This is a genomic window from Streptomyces sp. NPDC058534, from assembly GCF_042717365.1.
GTDB lineage: Bacteria > Actinomycetota > Actinomycetes > Streptomycetales > Streptomycetaceae > Streptomyces.
This window is the reverse complement of the sequence record NZ_JBHXNW010000023.1, coordinates 1-13,162: the sequence shown is the minus strand read 5'-3', so window position 1 is coordinate 13,162 and position 13,162 is coordinate 1. Positions and strand designations below refer to the sequence as shown.

Annotated in this window: 7 protein-coding genes and 2 pseudogenes; 7 read left to right on the top strand and 2 right to left on the bottom strand. The window is 72.2% G+C overall.

The window, feature by feature from the left end; all coding sequences use genetic code 11:
- Positions 1–114: 114 nt before the first annotated feature.
- A complete protein-coding gene (locus ACFWR9_RS16500) occupies positions 115–1,713 on the bottom strand; it encodes an ABC transporter substrate-binding protein (protein ID WP_383841911.1) in 1,599 nt (532 codons plus the stop codon).
- A 193-nt stretch (positions 1,714–1,906) separates the two neighbouring features.
- Between ACFWR9_RS16500 and ACFWR9_RS16495 the strand changes: the two genes are divergently transcribed.
- From ACFWR9_RS16495 to ACFWR9_RS16470, 6 genes are all read left to right on the top strand, one after another.
- Complete coding sequence (locus ACFWR9_RS16495) at positions 1,907–2,626, top strand: FadR/GntR family transcriptional regulator (protein ID WP_383841908.1); 720 nt, start codon at positions 1,907–1,909, stop codon at positions 2,624–2,626.
- A gap of 372 nt (positions 2,627–2,998) precedes the next feature.
- On the top strand, positions 2,999–4,012 hold the full coding sequence (locus ACFWR9_RS16490; protein WP_383841905.1) for an acetylxylan esterase: 1,014 nt from the start codon (positions 2,999–3,001) through the stop codon (positions 4,010–4,012).
- A 26-nt stretch (positions 4,013–4,038) separates the two neighbouring features.
- The gene (locus ACFWR9_RS16485; RefSeq protein WP_383841903.1) at positions 4,039–5,532 is read left to right on the top strand and encodes an exo-alpha-sialidase; all 1,494 of its coding nucleotides are present in this window, start codon (positions 4,039–4,041) and stop codon (positions 5,530–5,532) included.
- A 138-nt stretch (positions 5,533–5,670) separates the two neighbouring features.
- Positions 5,671–6,630: a dihydrodipicolinate synthase family protein gene (locus tag ACFWR9_RS16480; protein ID WP_383841900.1), complete on the top strand. Its 960-nt coding sequence runs from the start codon at positions 5,671–5,673 to the stop codon at positions 6,628–6,630.
- 187 nt (positions 6,631–6,817) lie between these two features.
- Positions 6,818–7,060: a hypothetical protein gene (locus ACFWR9_RS16475; RefSeq protein ID WP_383841897.1), complete on the top strand. Its 243-nt coding sequence runs from the start codon at positions 6,818–6,820 to the stop codon at positions 7,058–7,060.
- Positions 7,061–7,535: 475 nt separating this feature from the next.
- Positions 7,536–10,973 (top strand): phosphocholine-specific phospholipase C, encoded by a 3,438-nt coding sequence (locus ACFWR9_RS16470; RefSeq protein WP_383841894.1) that lies wholly within the window; start codon positions 7,536–7,538, stop codon positions 10,971–10,973.
- 614 nt (positions 10,974–11,587) lie between these two features.
- Here the strand turns inward: ACFWR9_RS16470 and ACFWR9_RS16465 are convergent.
- A pseudogene (locus ACFWR9_RS16465) lies at positions 11,588–12,753 on the bottom strand (PP2C family protein-serine/threonine phosphatase).
- Positions 12,754–12,978: 225 nt separating this feature from the next.
- Between ACFWR9_RS16465 and ACFWR9_RS16460 the strand changes: the two are divergent.
- A pseudogene (locus ACFWR9_RS16460) lies at positions 12,979–13,162 on the top strand (sugar ABC transporter substrate-binding protein); the annotation flags it as partial.

Genomic DNA, 13,162 nt, shown 5'->3' with positions numbered 1-13,162 from the left:
GCCGCTGCTCGCGCGGCTGTATCCAAACTGGTTGTTCGGTCTATTGTGGGGGGGGCGGGCGCCCCCCCCCGCTGTCGGGGGGGGGGGGGGCCCGGCGGTCTTGCGACGCGTCGCTCAGGCCCGGCCGACGTCGATGAAGGACAGTCCGGTCGTGGGCAGCGGCTTGAACCCGCTGAGCGCGTCGGTGGTCCAGCCGGTCGGCAGCTTGCGATGCAGCACCGGGTAGAGAGCGGCCTCGTCGGCGACCAGGTCGCTGACCTGCCCCCACAGCTCCTTGCGCTTGGCCTCGTCGGCCAGGCCCGCCGCCTGGTCCAGGAGCGACTTGGCCTTCTTGTACGCGGCGGAGCCCGCCCATCCGTAGCGCTTCTCGGGCCAGAAGCCGTAGTAGAACCAGCGCATCAGCAGGTCCACGTCGTTGCCGAAGACCGAGGGGTCGCCCGGCGCGGCCAGCGCGTGGAAGTCTCCCTTGTCCACCTTCGCGTACTGGGCCGCGGACTGGGCGATGTCGAGCGTGGCGTCGACACCGATCGCGGCCCAGCTCTCCTTGATCAGCGGCGCGACGTCCTTGACCCAGCCGGTGTCGGTGAGCATCAGGGTGAAGGAGAGGTCCTTCACCCCGGCGTCGGCGAGCAGCTTCTTCGCCTTGGCGACGTCGTGGGAGTAGACGGTCGAGGCCTTGCGGTAGTCCGGGTGGGTCGCCGGCACGTAGCCGGTGGCCGGTGCGGCGTTGCCGAGCAGGGCGGTCTCGATGATCCTCTCGGTGTCCAGGGCGTAGTGCAGCGCCTGGCGCACCCGCTTGTCCTCGAACCGCTTGTCCTTGCAGTTGAACATGAGGAAGAGCAGCCCGAACGACTGGACGGACTCGACCTTGTTCTTGCCGGTGATGCCCTTGACGTCGATGTACGGGACGTCCTCGATGGCCTGGACCCGGCCGGACTTGAGCGCGCTCACGCGGGCGGACGGGTCCGACATCAGGCGCCAGACCATCTTCTGGGCCTTGGCGGGGTGCGGACCGTTGTACTTGTCGTGCTTCGCCATCACGATCTTGTCCTCGCGGACCGCCGACACGAACTTGTACGGGCCCGAACCGACCGGCTTGGCGTCGAAGCCCTTCACGTCCTTCTCGACGATCTTCTTCGGCACGATCCGCACGACGGATATGCGGGAGGGGAAGAGCGCGAAGGGGCTCTTGAGCTTGAACTCGACCGTGCCCGCGTCGACCGCCTCGACGGTGTCGATGAAGGGCACGAACTGCGCCATCAGAGAGGCGTTCTTCGGGTCCAGGACGCGCTCGAAGCTGAAGACGACGTCCTCCGCGGTGACCGCCGAGCCGTCGTGGAAGGTCGCGCCCTTGCGCAGCGTGGCGCGGTACGTCGTCGCGTTGATCTTCTTCGGCATCTCCGTGGCCAGCGTGGGCCGCGCGACGAGGGTGGCCGGGTCGAGGTCGACCAGCCCCTCGAAGATGTGCATGTTCGCCGCGTACGGCGTGGCACCGGAGGTGATCATCGGGTCGAAGCCCGTGGACAGGGCGTAGGACATGCCGGCCTCGATGGTGCCGGCGCCGCTGCCGCCGGAGCCCTTCGCGCCGTCGCCGTTGGACGCGGGGCCGCCACAGGCCGTCAGGCCGGTGGTGATCGCGGTCGTCACACCGATGGCGCTCGTGTATCTCAGAAAGGTGCGGCGATCGACGCCGGCTGCGCTGCGCGAGGGCAAGGAGTCCTCCAGACGGACAGAAGGTGACTAAGGATGACCAGAGACATGGCCGTTTCGGCAGTGAGTGTGGTCAAAGCCTCATAGATCGTGCGTCAGACGTATGATGTCCGACGCGTTGATAGTGTGGGAAGGTAGTCCGACCGAGGAGAGGGGTCAAGAGGTGGCGGTGGAACAAGGGGCCGTGAAGCCGGTCATGCCGGCGCCCAAGTCGGCGCGCCAGCCGCTCAGGCAGGAGGTCGTCGACGGCATCAAGGCGTACATCCTGGGCAACAGGCTCCGCCCCGGCGACCCGCTGCCCACCGAAACCGCCCTGTGCGAGACCCTCGGCGCGAGCCGCTCCAGTGTGCGCGAGGCCATCAGGATCCTCACCGCGCTGGACATCGTCGAGGTCCGGCACGGGCACGGCACCTACGTCGGACGGCTGAGCCTGTCCGCCCTGGTGGAGAGTCTCACCTTCCGCGGACTGCTGAGCCCCGACGACGACTTCCAGGTCATGTCGGACCTCGTCGAGGTGCGCGAGCTCTTCGAACGCGGGATGGCCGAGCGCCTCGTCGCATCCCTCGCCGGGGACCAGGTCGACCGCCTTCAGGGATACGTCGACGTCATGCGCGACGCGGAGGCGGGCAAGGGGCACGGTTTCGTCGACGCGGACCGCTCCTTCCACACCCTGCTCGTCGCCCCGCTCGGCAACGACCTCATCGGCCAGTTGTCCGCGGCGTTCTGGGACGTCTACGTCATCGTCGCCCCTCATCTGGACGTGTTCACGCACGAGCACGAGGCGACCACCATCGCGCACCACCAGCGCATCGTGGACGCGTTGCGGGCCGGCGACGCCGTCGAGTTCGCCGCCGCGCTGAGCGACCACTACGCACCGGTGCGCCGCCGGATCGCGGAGGCGCGCGCCCGGCACTGACCCGGGTGGCGTCGGGGACGCGCCCTCCCGTGGGTCCGCCCCGGCCGGCCTGTCGGTCCTGGCATCCCGCCGGTCCCGGCCGGGGATGCGCCGGTACCCCGTCCGTCTCGTCGGTCGCGGCGCCCCGTCGGGCACCGGGGCGCCGCACACCCCGTCAAGAGGGCGCCGTCCTGACGGGGCGATGTCGTACCCGCCCGGCCTCCCGCGTGCCGGGCTGAACGCCGAGGAGCGTCTTGACGAGTGCCGCAGGGGCTCATAGAGTCCCTCGACACCAGACATCTGACGTCTGGTGTTAACGGGGTGTCCCTCGGGCGCCCCCGTCGATTCCGCCGTGCCGCACCGCGCGGCACGCCACACCACGGGGCCCCTCTCATGCCGCTGACGGATCTGACTCTCGACGAGTGCCTGGCGCTGCGGCCCCGGCTCGACGAGCCGGCCGACCTCGACCCCTTCTGGGACCGGACGCTCGACCGGGCACGTGCCACGGACGCCCGCCCGTACTTCGCACCGGTCGACACCGGCCTGACACAGGTGACGACCTACGACGCCACCGTGCCGGGTTTCGACGGCGAGCCCGTACGCGGTTGGCTGCACCTGCCCGCCCAGGCGAGTGAACCCCTCGGCTGCGTCGTCGAGTTCCTCGGCTACGGGAGAGGCCGCGGCCCCGCGCACGAGCAACTGCTGTGGGCGAGCGCCGGATACGCCCACTTCATCATGGACACCCGCGGTCAGGGCTGGTCCTCGGCAGGCGGGGACACCCCGGACACCGCCACGTTGCACGGCTCGGTCCCCGGCTTTCTGACCCGCGGCGTCGAGAGCCCCGAGGACCACTACTACCGCCGAGTGATCACGGACGCGGTGCGGTGCGTCGACGCCGTCCGAGACCACCCGGCCGTCGACCCGGACCGGATCGTGGTGACCGGCGTCAGCCAGGGCGGCGGCATCGCCCTCGCGGTCGCCTCGCTCGTGGCGGGCCTCGCCGGAGTCATGCCGGACGTCCCCTTCCTCTGCGACATCCGCCGCGCGGCCCGGATCTCCGCCACGAACCCCTACACCGAGATCGCCGCATACCTGAGCCTGCACCGGGACCGCGCCGACACCGTGTTCCGCACCCTGTCCTACGTCGACGCGGCCGTGCTCGCCTCCCGGGCCACGGCCCCGGCCCTGTTCTCCATCGCCATGATGGACGAAGTCTGCCCGCCCTCCACCTGCTTCGCCGCCTACCACCGCTACGCCGGTCCCAAGGACGTCCGCGTCTACGAGTTCAACGGCCACGAGGGCGGCGGCGGTCACCACCGGCGCGAACAACTCGATTGGGTGCGCGCCCTCCTCGCCCCCGGACACCGCACCGGTGCCGGGACCCCGCACGACCGACAGCTCGTCTGACCCCACACTCGAGAAGAGGTCCGTCCATGCAGCGAAGAGTCACTCTTGGCACGCTCGCCGCGGCGCTCGCCGTCGTGACCGCCACCACGACCGGCGCCCAAGGCGCCGGCGCCGACCCCCACACCGCAGCGAACCCGGCGAGCGCCGGCACTCTCACCTCGCAGGACCTGGCGACGGCCGGCACCGGCTCGCCCTACTACCGTATCCCCGCGCTCACGCGGACCACCGAGGGTACCCTGCTCGCCGCCTACGACGCCCGTCCCACCCTCGCCGACCTGCCCAGCAACATAGGCATCATGATCCGCCGCTCCACCGACGGCGGCGCCACCTGGCAGGCCCAGCAGGTGGTCCGCAAGGACGCGGCGCCCAAGGGCTACGGCGACCCCAGCCTCCTCGTCGACCGCGAGACCGGTCGCATCTTCCTCTTCTACGCGGCCGGCGTGAACCAGGGCTTCGCCGGCTCGGCCACCGGCAACGACGAGTCCGACCCGGACGTCCTCCAGGCCGACTACAGCTACTCCGACGACGACGGCCTCACCTGGAAGCACGAGCGGATCACCGCCGACATCAAGAACCCGGCCTGGGCCGGCATGTTCGCCGCCTCCGGAGAGGGCATCCAGCTGCGCCACGGCACCTACAAGGGCCGCCTGATCCAGCAGTACGCGATCCGGAACAACGGCAAGAACTACGCGGTCAGCGCCTACAGCGACGACCACGGCGAGACCTGGAGGATGGGCACCCCCGTCGGTCCGGGCGGCGACGAGAACAAGACCGTGGAGCTGTCGGACGGCCGCGTCATGCTGAACAACCGCTCGGCCCCATACCGCACGGTCGCCTACTCCAGCGACGGCGGCGTCACCTACACCCCCTTCCAGCAGGACACCGAGCTGCCCGACCCGGCCAACAACGGCTCGATCACCCGCTTCGCGCCCGACGTGCCCGCCACCCACCCGCGTGCCTCCTGGCTGATGTTCAGCAACACCGCGACGACCAACAGCCGCAGCAACCTCACCGTCCGCCTCTCCTGCGACAACGGACAGAACTGGCCGATCCGCAAGACCGTCGAGGCCGGTTCAGCCGCCTACTCCACGCTCACCCCGCTCAGCGACGGCACCGCCGCCAACCCGCGCATGGGCCTGCTCTGGGAGCGCGACAACTACCGGCACATCACCTACTCGTCCTTCGATCTGGTGTGGCTCGGCGGCGTCTGCGCACCGGTCACCGTCACGCCGCCCTCCGGACTGACGGCCGGTGCCACCACGGAGGTGGCTGTCCGCGTCGTCAGCCAGAACGACGTGAAGCTGCCCGCCGGCTCGGTCTCGCTGAAGCTGCCCGCCGGATACAGCGCCCCGGCCGTCTCCGTTCCCGCGCTCAATCCGGGTCAGGGGGCCACCGTGAAGGTCCCAGTCACCGTGCCCGCGACCGCTGCCGCCGGGAGCGTCAAGGCGACCGCCGACTACCAGGTCCGCGGCCGGCAGCACGCCTACGGCGACACCACGTTGACCATCACCGCCCCTTAGGCCCTGTCTGGGGTTGCCCGCCTGCCCCGCCCTTCGGGCGACGACGGGCAACTCCGGACAGGACCTGGTACACCGGGGCCGCTCGACGGCGGGCGGCCCCGGCCCTTCCGTTCCACCCACGCACAACCTGGAGTTCCCATGTCCTGGTCCCAGCCTCTTCGCGGCGTCGTCCCGCCCGTCTGCACCCCGCTGGACGCGTCGGGCGAGGTCGACACGGCGTCGCTCGCCCGGCTCGTCGACCACCTCGTGGGCGGGGGAGTGCACGGCCTGTTCGCGCTGGGCTCCAGCAGCGAGGTCGCCTTCCTCACCGACCGGCAGCGGGCCGTGGCCCTCGACACGGTCGTCGAGGCCGCCGCCGGCCGCGTCCCCGTACTCGCGGGCGTCATCGACATGACCACCCCCCGCGTCGTCGAACACGCCCGCGCAGCCCTCGCGGCGGGAGCGGACGCTCTGGTGGCCACCGCCCCGTTCTACGCCCGCACCCACCCCGTCGAGATCGCCCGGCACTTCCGCACCCTGCGCGAGCGCGCCGACCTGACGCTGTTCGCCTACGATCTCCCCGTCTCCGTGCACAGCAAGCTCTCCACCGCGCTGGTGCGCGAACTCGCCGAGGACGGCACGCTGGCCGGGCTCAAGGACAGCAGCGGCGACGAGGGCGGCCTGCGCCGCCTCATGGTCGAACTCGGCGGACGCCACGGCCGCGCCGACGGACCCGCCCCCTCCTTCAGCATCCTCACCGGCTCCGAACTGACCGTGGACGCCGCCCTGCTGGCCGGCGCCGACGGAGTGGTGCCGGGGCTCGGCAACGTGGACCCGGCCGGATACGTCCGCCTCTACGACGCGGTGCGCGGCGGCGACCTGGACGGCGCCGTCAAGGAACAGGAGCGGCTCGTCGAGCTGTTCGGCCTGGTCGACGCGGGCCCTGAGAACGAGATGGGCCGCAACTCCTCGGCCATCGGCGCCTTCAAGCACGCGCTGCGGCTGCTCGGGGTCTTCACCCACGGCACCACCGCCGCACCGCAGATCCAGCTGGGCGAGGACGCCGTCGCCCACGTCGAGCGGCACCTGCGCGGCGCCGGGCTGCTCACCGTCCGCTGACGGGTGGCAACCGGTTGGTGATCGGCCTCGACCTGGGCGGCACGAAGATCGACACCGCCTCTGGTCGGAGCCGACGGCACCGTCCTCTCCCGGAACCGGCTGCCGACCCTGCGTGGGGAGGCTCCCGGGCCGTACTCGACGCCCCGGCCGCGGCTGCCGCAGCGGTGCGTGCCCCGAGGACGCCGCCGTGGGCATCGCCGCGGCCGGCGTCATCGCCCCCGTGACAGGCACCGTCACCAGCGCCACCGACACCATCCGGGGCTGGGCCGGCACCGCCCTCACCGCCCCCACCGGGCTGCCGGTGGCCTGTGACAACGACGTGTGCGCCGTCGCGGCGACCGAACTCTCGCCGACGGACGCACCGGACGCCTCGCTCGTCTACGCCGTCGTCGGTTCCGGCACCGGCGTCCGCTGCGGCGTCGCCGCGTAGGGCCTTCGTCGGCAAGGGCGGCAAGGCCGTGGTGTCCGCCGCGGGCGGCTCCTACCTGGACCAGAAGTACACCCCCGACACCCCGATCGGCCTGACCTGGGCCTGCGGCGGCACCTGCGACTTCCAGCGCTACTACGCCTGGGATCCGACGACCACCGTCTCCGGGGGAGTCCCCGAGTCGGGCGTGCTCGGCGTCGAGGGCCCGCTGTGGTCGGAGACGGTACGGGGCGGCGACCAGGCGGAGTTCGGCCGGCCCGACTTGCGTCGGCCGTCCGGCACTCGGACAGCCCACGCCGACGGGGAGAGGGTGACCCGCCGTGTCCTCGGACACGGCGGGTCGCCGGCCGGGACGGCTCTCCCCGCGGTGCCCGGCGGCGTACGGGCAGCGGAACATTCGGCACCGTACGGTGAACGGTCGGCGAAGAGCCGTCGCGCGGGCTTATGCCGTGCGGTACAAGCCCGTAGCGTCCCCGGCATGTCCCATGTCTCCCGCCGCCAGGTTCTAGGCACTCTCGCCGGTGGCGCCACTCTCTCCCTCCTCCCCCCTTCGCTGCACCGGGCGATGGCCGCGCCGATGCCGCGCGGCGGCCTGCGTTCGGTCGAGCACGTGATCGTCCTGATGCAGGAGAACCGTTCCTTCGACAACTACTTCGGAACGCTCAAGGGAGTGCGCGGCTTCGGCGACCGCACGCCCCTGCGCCTGCCCTCGGGGAGCGACGTCTTCCGGCAGCCGCGGGCAGGCGGCGGCGAGGTGCTGCCCTTCTCGGCCCGCCGGGCGGCCTTCGAAGCCGGCCGCCCCGAGGGCGACATCCAGTACCTGGGTTCGCTCCCGCACGGCTTCCCCGACGCCGTCCAGGCCCGTGCCGACGGCTGGTGGAACGACTGGGTGGCCGCCAAGACCCAGAGCACCATGGCGTTCTACGACCGGCGCGACATCCCACTCCAGTACGAACTCGCCGACCGCTTCACCATCTGCGACTCCTACTTCTGCTCGGTCTACGGCTCGACCAACCCCAACCGCAACTACCTGTGGACCGGCACCACCGGCCACGAACCGGACGGCAGTGGCCGGGCCGTCACCAACGCCGCCTACGACCACGCCCACGCCGGCTACACCTGGACGACGTACCCGGAACGCCTGGAGGCCGCCGGTGTCTCCTGGCAGATCTACCAGGAGTGGGACAACTTCACCGACAACGCGGTGGAGTACTTCCGGCCCTGGAAAGAGATCGGCCGGAAGATCCTCTCCAGGGTCGGTGGCCGATACCGCACCACCGAGGAGTTCTACGACAGCCTGTGGGACCGCAGCCCCGAGCAGCGCGAGGCCGCGCTCGCCGAGTTCCAGCAGGGGGTCGACGCCCTGACCGAGGCCGAGCGCAGTCTGTTCCTGCGCGGCGCCCACCGCTCCGAGCCGGACACCCTCGTCCGGCGGATCCGGTCCGACATCGACAAGGGCACGCTTCCCGCGGTGAGCTGGGTCGTTCCGACGGCGGCACTGTCCGAGCACCCCAGCAGCTCCACCCCGGTGGGCAGCGCCAACCTGGTCTACGACCTCCTCGACGCCGTGGCGAGCGACCCCGACACCTGGTCGAAGACGGCGCTGTTCATCAACTTCGACGAGAACGACGGCTACTTCGACCACGTGCCCGCCCCGGTCGCGCCGCGGCCCGCCTCCGGCAACGACGACGACTGGACGGACGGCAGGCCCGTCGGCCCCGGCCCACGGGTACCGATGACCATCGTGTCGCCCTGGACCGTGGGCGGCTTCGTCAGCTCCCAGGCGTTCGACCACACCTCGGTCCTCCGGTTCCTGGAAAAGTGGACCGGCGTGCGCGAGCCCAACATCAGCGCCTGGCGCCGCAGCGTGTTCGGCGACCTGACCTCGGCCTTCGACTTCCACCGCGCCTACCGGCAGCCCGAGGTCGAGCAGCCCGGCCCGGTGCCGGACGCGGTCGGGCGCTGGAACCCCGCACCGCCGAAGGACCAGTCCCTGCCCGAACAGGAGACCGGCGTCCGCCCGACCCGTCCCCTGCCGTACCGGCCGTCCCTGAGTACCGAGGTGACACGTACCGGCGTCCGCCTGCGGCTCGGTAACGCGGGTCCCACCGCCGCCTGGTTCAGCGCCTACCCCGGTGACGGCACCGACCCGAGCACCTGGACGGTGCCCGCGCGCGGGAGAGCCCGCCACACGGTCGAGTACGGCGCCGACGGCTACGACCTCCAGGTGCACGGCCCAGGCTGGTCCGTGTGGGAGCTGCGCGGCAGGGGCGTCGGCGCCGAGGCACATCTCTCCGAGCACCAGGCCGGCGGCCACGTGCGGATCGTCTGCTCCAATCCCTCCTCGAAGACCCGCAGACTCCTCGTCGGCGAATCGGTCCACGCCCACCGGCACGGAGACCGCCCGCGCACCGTCACCCTGCGGCCCGGCGCCTCCCGCACGGTGCGACTGCGCCTGCCGGACCACGGCTGGTACGACATCGTGGTCGTCGACCGGGACGACCCGGCCTTCCTGCGCCGTATGACCGGCCGCCGCTCCCACGGCCGACCCGGCGTCACCGACCCGGCGACCGGCACCGCCCCGACGCTGGCCGCGACGATCGGCCTGCCCGAACCAACGGCCTCCCTGGACACGCCGTTCGCGCAGGGCAACCCGACCGATGTCGTGGTCACCGTGCGCAACGAGGGCAGGCATCGGCTCGAAGGGCTCGTAGCCGCCCTGACGGCCCCCTCCGGCTGGACGGTGGAACGCGTCGGTACCGTCCCCGGGACCCTCGGGGCCGGCGACTCGGCCGACGTGCGCTTCACGGTCACGCCCGCCCGGGACGCCACCGCCGGACGACTGGTCGTCGCCGCGCACGCCCAAGGCGGAGGGCTTCTCAGACTCGCCGACGCCCGAGTACGGGTGAAGGTCGGGCCCGCCCTGAGCGTCGCGCTGGCCGGCCCGGGGAGCTCGCCCGGCACCGACGGCGCCGTCCTGTCGCCGGGGCGGCCGGCCACGGTGACGGCCACCGTCACCAACGCCGGCGCCACACCCCTCACCGGCCTCTCCGCCACGCCGGTCCTCCCCGCGGGCTGGACGGCTGCCCCCGAGGGGACCCCGTCCACGTCTGTTCCGGCCCGCTCGGAGGCGACCCTGGCCTGGAACGTCGTCGCACCCGTCACCGCGACGCGCGTCGTCGACACGCTCGGGGTGACCGTCAGCGGGCGGCTCGGTGGCGGTGTCGCGGAGGCACCCGCGTCCCTCTCCGTCATGACCGGCCCCGTCATGTCCGGTCACCTTCTCGCGGAGGACTTCGAGTCCGCCGCCCCGGAGCTCGCCCCGGCCGCCGACCTCGACCGCCCCGGTCTGCTCGGCTGGACCCGGACCCTCCCCGAGGGCTGGAAGGTCACCAACGCTCCCGACATGCCGCAGGGCACGCGGGAACTGCAGGGCTGGACGCTCATGACCAAGCAGCTCTGGTTCCCCGCCGGACAGAACCGTCCCGACTTCACCCGGGCGCTCGGTATCGTCGCCGTCGCCGACTCGGACGACTGGGACGACACCGGCGGCCCGTCCGGCCGGGGCCGCTTCGACTCGACCCTGACCGGCCCGGCGGTGGCCATCCCGTCCGGCACCGCCACCCTGCACCTCGCCTTCGACTCCCACTACCGGCAGGAGAGCCCGCAGGAGGCCGAGGTCACGGTCGAGTTCGACTCCGGGGACAAGGTACGGCTGCTCCACTACAGCAGCGCCGCCTCCGGCAACGACAACCTGGGCCGGGACCAGGAGAACCGCCTCGTCCGGCTCTCCTGCCCCGTCCCTGCGGGCGCCACCTCGGCGCAGGCGGCCTTCCGGCTCTTCAACGCCGGGAACAACTGGTACTGGGCGATCGACAACGTCCGCTTGGCCACTGCCCCGGTCGACGACGCCTGAACGGGAAGCTGTGCCGGGTGCCGGGTGCCGGGTGCCGGGTGCCGGGTGCCGGGTGCCGGGTGCCGGGTGCCGGGTGCCCGGGGGCAGCGTGAGCGCGGGGTGCCGGGGTGCCGGGGTGCCGGGGCGCCCGGTCGACCGGGCGGTGTCGGCCCGTGCCGCCGTGTTGTGCAGAGGGGGACGGAACCGGCGTGCGCGCGGTCGCGGCAGGCGGGCCTGCGGCATCGCACGGGCCGGCCCCGGCCGCCACCGGGAAGGCGCCGCTCCGCACCGGGCGGCAGTGCCCGGGAGTCCCCGCCGCCCGGGTCGGTGCCGGATCCGGTCTGCTCGGGGGCGGGCGCGGAGCCCCGTGCCCCGGCTGCCGCAGCCTGCGCGCTTGGGGAGGTCGGGGGCATGAGGGCCGCGGCCACAGCCCTCGCCGGCCGGAACGCTCACCGACGAGGGCGACGGCGACGACCGTGGGGGCGATGCACATCGGCTCCGGTCTCCTGCCCCACGGGCGACGGCCCGAGGGCGACACGGCGGCATCCCGCAGCCGGTCGCGGCGCCCGCACCGCCGCGCGTCCTCGGGGGCGTGCCCCTGCGAGCGCGCCGTAGCGGTCGGGTTCCTTGCGCCGTCACAGGCCGAGCACGACGAGTGCGATGTCGTCGGTCGCTCCCGCGGGTGGGGTCAGGTCGTCCAGCAGCGCGTCGGCGAGCGCGTCGGGATCGCCACCCCGGTGCCGGGCGAGCGAGTCGGCGAGCCGGGCCAGGCCGGCGTCGATGTCCTCGCCGCGGCGTTCGACCAACCCGTCGGTGTAGAGCACGAGGACGGAGCCCTCGGCGAAGGCGATCTCGCGCTGGGGGCGATCGGTGTGTTCGGGATGGGCGCCGAGCGGGGGATCGGTGGCCTGGACGAGGAAGTCCACGGTGCCGTCCGGGCGCATCAGAGCCGCCGGGAGGTGGCCGGCGCTGCTGTAGGAGATGGTGCGGCCGGGCAGGTCGATCGCCTCCAGGGCGCGGGCGGGGCGGTCGGCGGCGCGGCAGGCGGTGCTGAGGGCGCTGCGCAGCTGGCCCATGACGCAGGCGGCGACCAGACCGGAACCGACGACGTCGCCGACGGCCACGGCGACGCGGCGGGCCGGTCCACCAGGTCGTACCAGTCCCCGCACACGTTGAGGAACCCGACCGCCGGCCGGTAGCGCACCGCGGCGTGCCGCAGTGGCAGCGGGTCGGGCACCGGCAGCATCGCCTCCTGCAGGTGCAGCGCGACCTCACGTTCGCGGGCGTGGGCCTTGCGCAGCCGTTCGTTGACCTCCTGCAGCTCCCGGGCGCGCCGGTACAGCTCGGCCTCCAGCACCGTCGCCCGGTCGGCGCCGCTCCGGCCGCGGCGGTTGCGGACCAGTTCGGTGAGGTCCTCCTCCCAGTGCAGCAGCCAGGCCACCTGCCCGTCGGCACCGAGGACGGGGACGCAGACCGCACTCCAGTACCGCTCCTCCCACACACCCGGCCGGTCCGGCGACTCCACGTCGTAGCGGTGCAGCGTCATCGCGTCGCGTTCCCCGGTGGCCGCCACCCACCGCAGCGAGTCGCGCAGCTTGCGCATGCCCGTCACACCCGGATCCCGCGGGTCGTCAGGGAAGGCGTCGGCCAGGCAGAGACCCACCACCTGGTCACGACTGCGGCCCAGACCACGCAGGAACGCCTCGTTGACGTCGGCGTACTCGAGGTCCGGGGTGAACAGGGCGACCATGCTCGGCAGGGCCTGGAAGACCGCCTGGTAGTCGATCTCGGATTCCCTCACGATGTCACCTGCCCGCCACGCCGTGCCGATCACGTGCCCTTCAACGATAGGGCCACCTGGCCCGGCGCTCTCCCGGCACGAAATCACCTGTTGGCATCGATAACATTCTCTGCCATAGTTCCAGCTACTGACCACCGACCCGGGTTCCGGGGACGGCCGCGTGTCGCCGATTTCTCGGCCGTGCGGAGACATCTCCCTCCGCGCCACCCCTGTCAAGGAGGAGCTGTGAAGCGATCCACCATCCGTTGTGCCGGAATCGCCGGCGCCGTCGCACTGACCCTCGCGGTCGGCGGCTGCTCCGACTCCGATCCCGGTTCCGGTTCGGACTCGGCGTCGTCCTCGGGCAAGGCATCGATAACATTCTGGGGTTGGGCTCCGGGCTACGAGGACGCGGTCAAGGCCTTCAACA

What these genes read in the sequence shown, in the direction of transcription:
- ACFWR9_RS16495 (WP_383841908.1), top strand. Translation starts at nt 1,907, where the DNA reads ATGCCGGCGCCCAAGTCGGCGCGCCAGCCGCTCAGGCAGGAGGTCGTC.
- ACFWR9_RS16490 (WP_383841905.1), top strand. Translation starts at nt 2,999, where the DNA reads ATGCCGCTGACGGATCTGACTCTCGACGAGTGCCTGGCGCTGCGGCCC.
- ACFWR9_RS16485 (WP_383841903.1), top strand. Translation starts at nt 4,039, where the DNA reads ATGCAGCGAAGAGTCACTCTTGGCACGCTCGCCGCGGCGCTCGCCGTC.
- ACFWR9_RS16480 (WP_383841900.1), top strand. Translation starts at nt 5,671, where the DNA reads ATGTCCTGGTCCCAGCCTCTTCGCGGCGTCGTCCCGCCCGTCTGCACC.
- ACFWR9_RS16470 (WP_383841894.1), top strand. Translation starts at nt 7,536, where the DNA reads ATGTCCCATGTCTCCCGCCGCCAGGTTCTAGGCACTCTCGCCGGTGGC.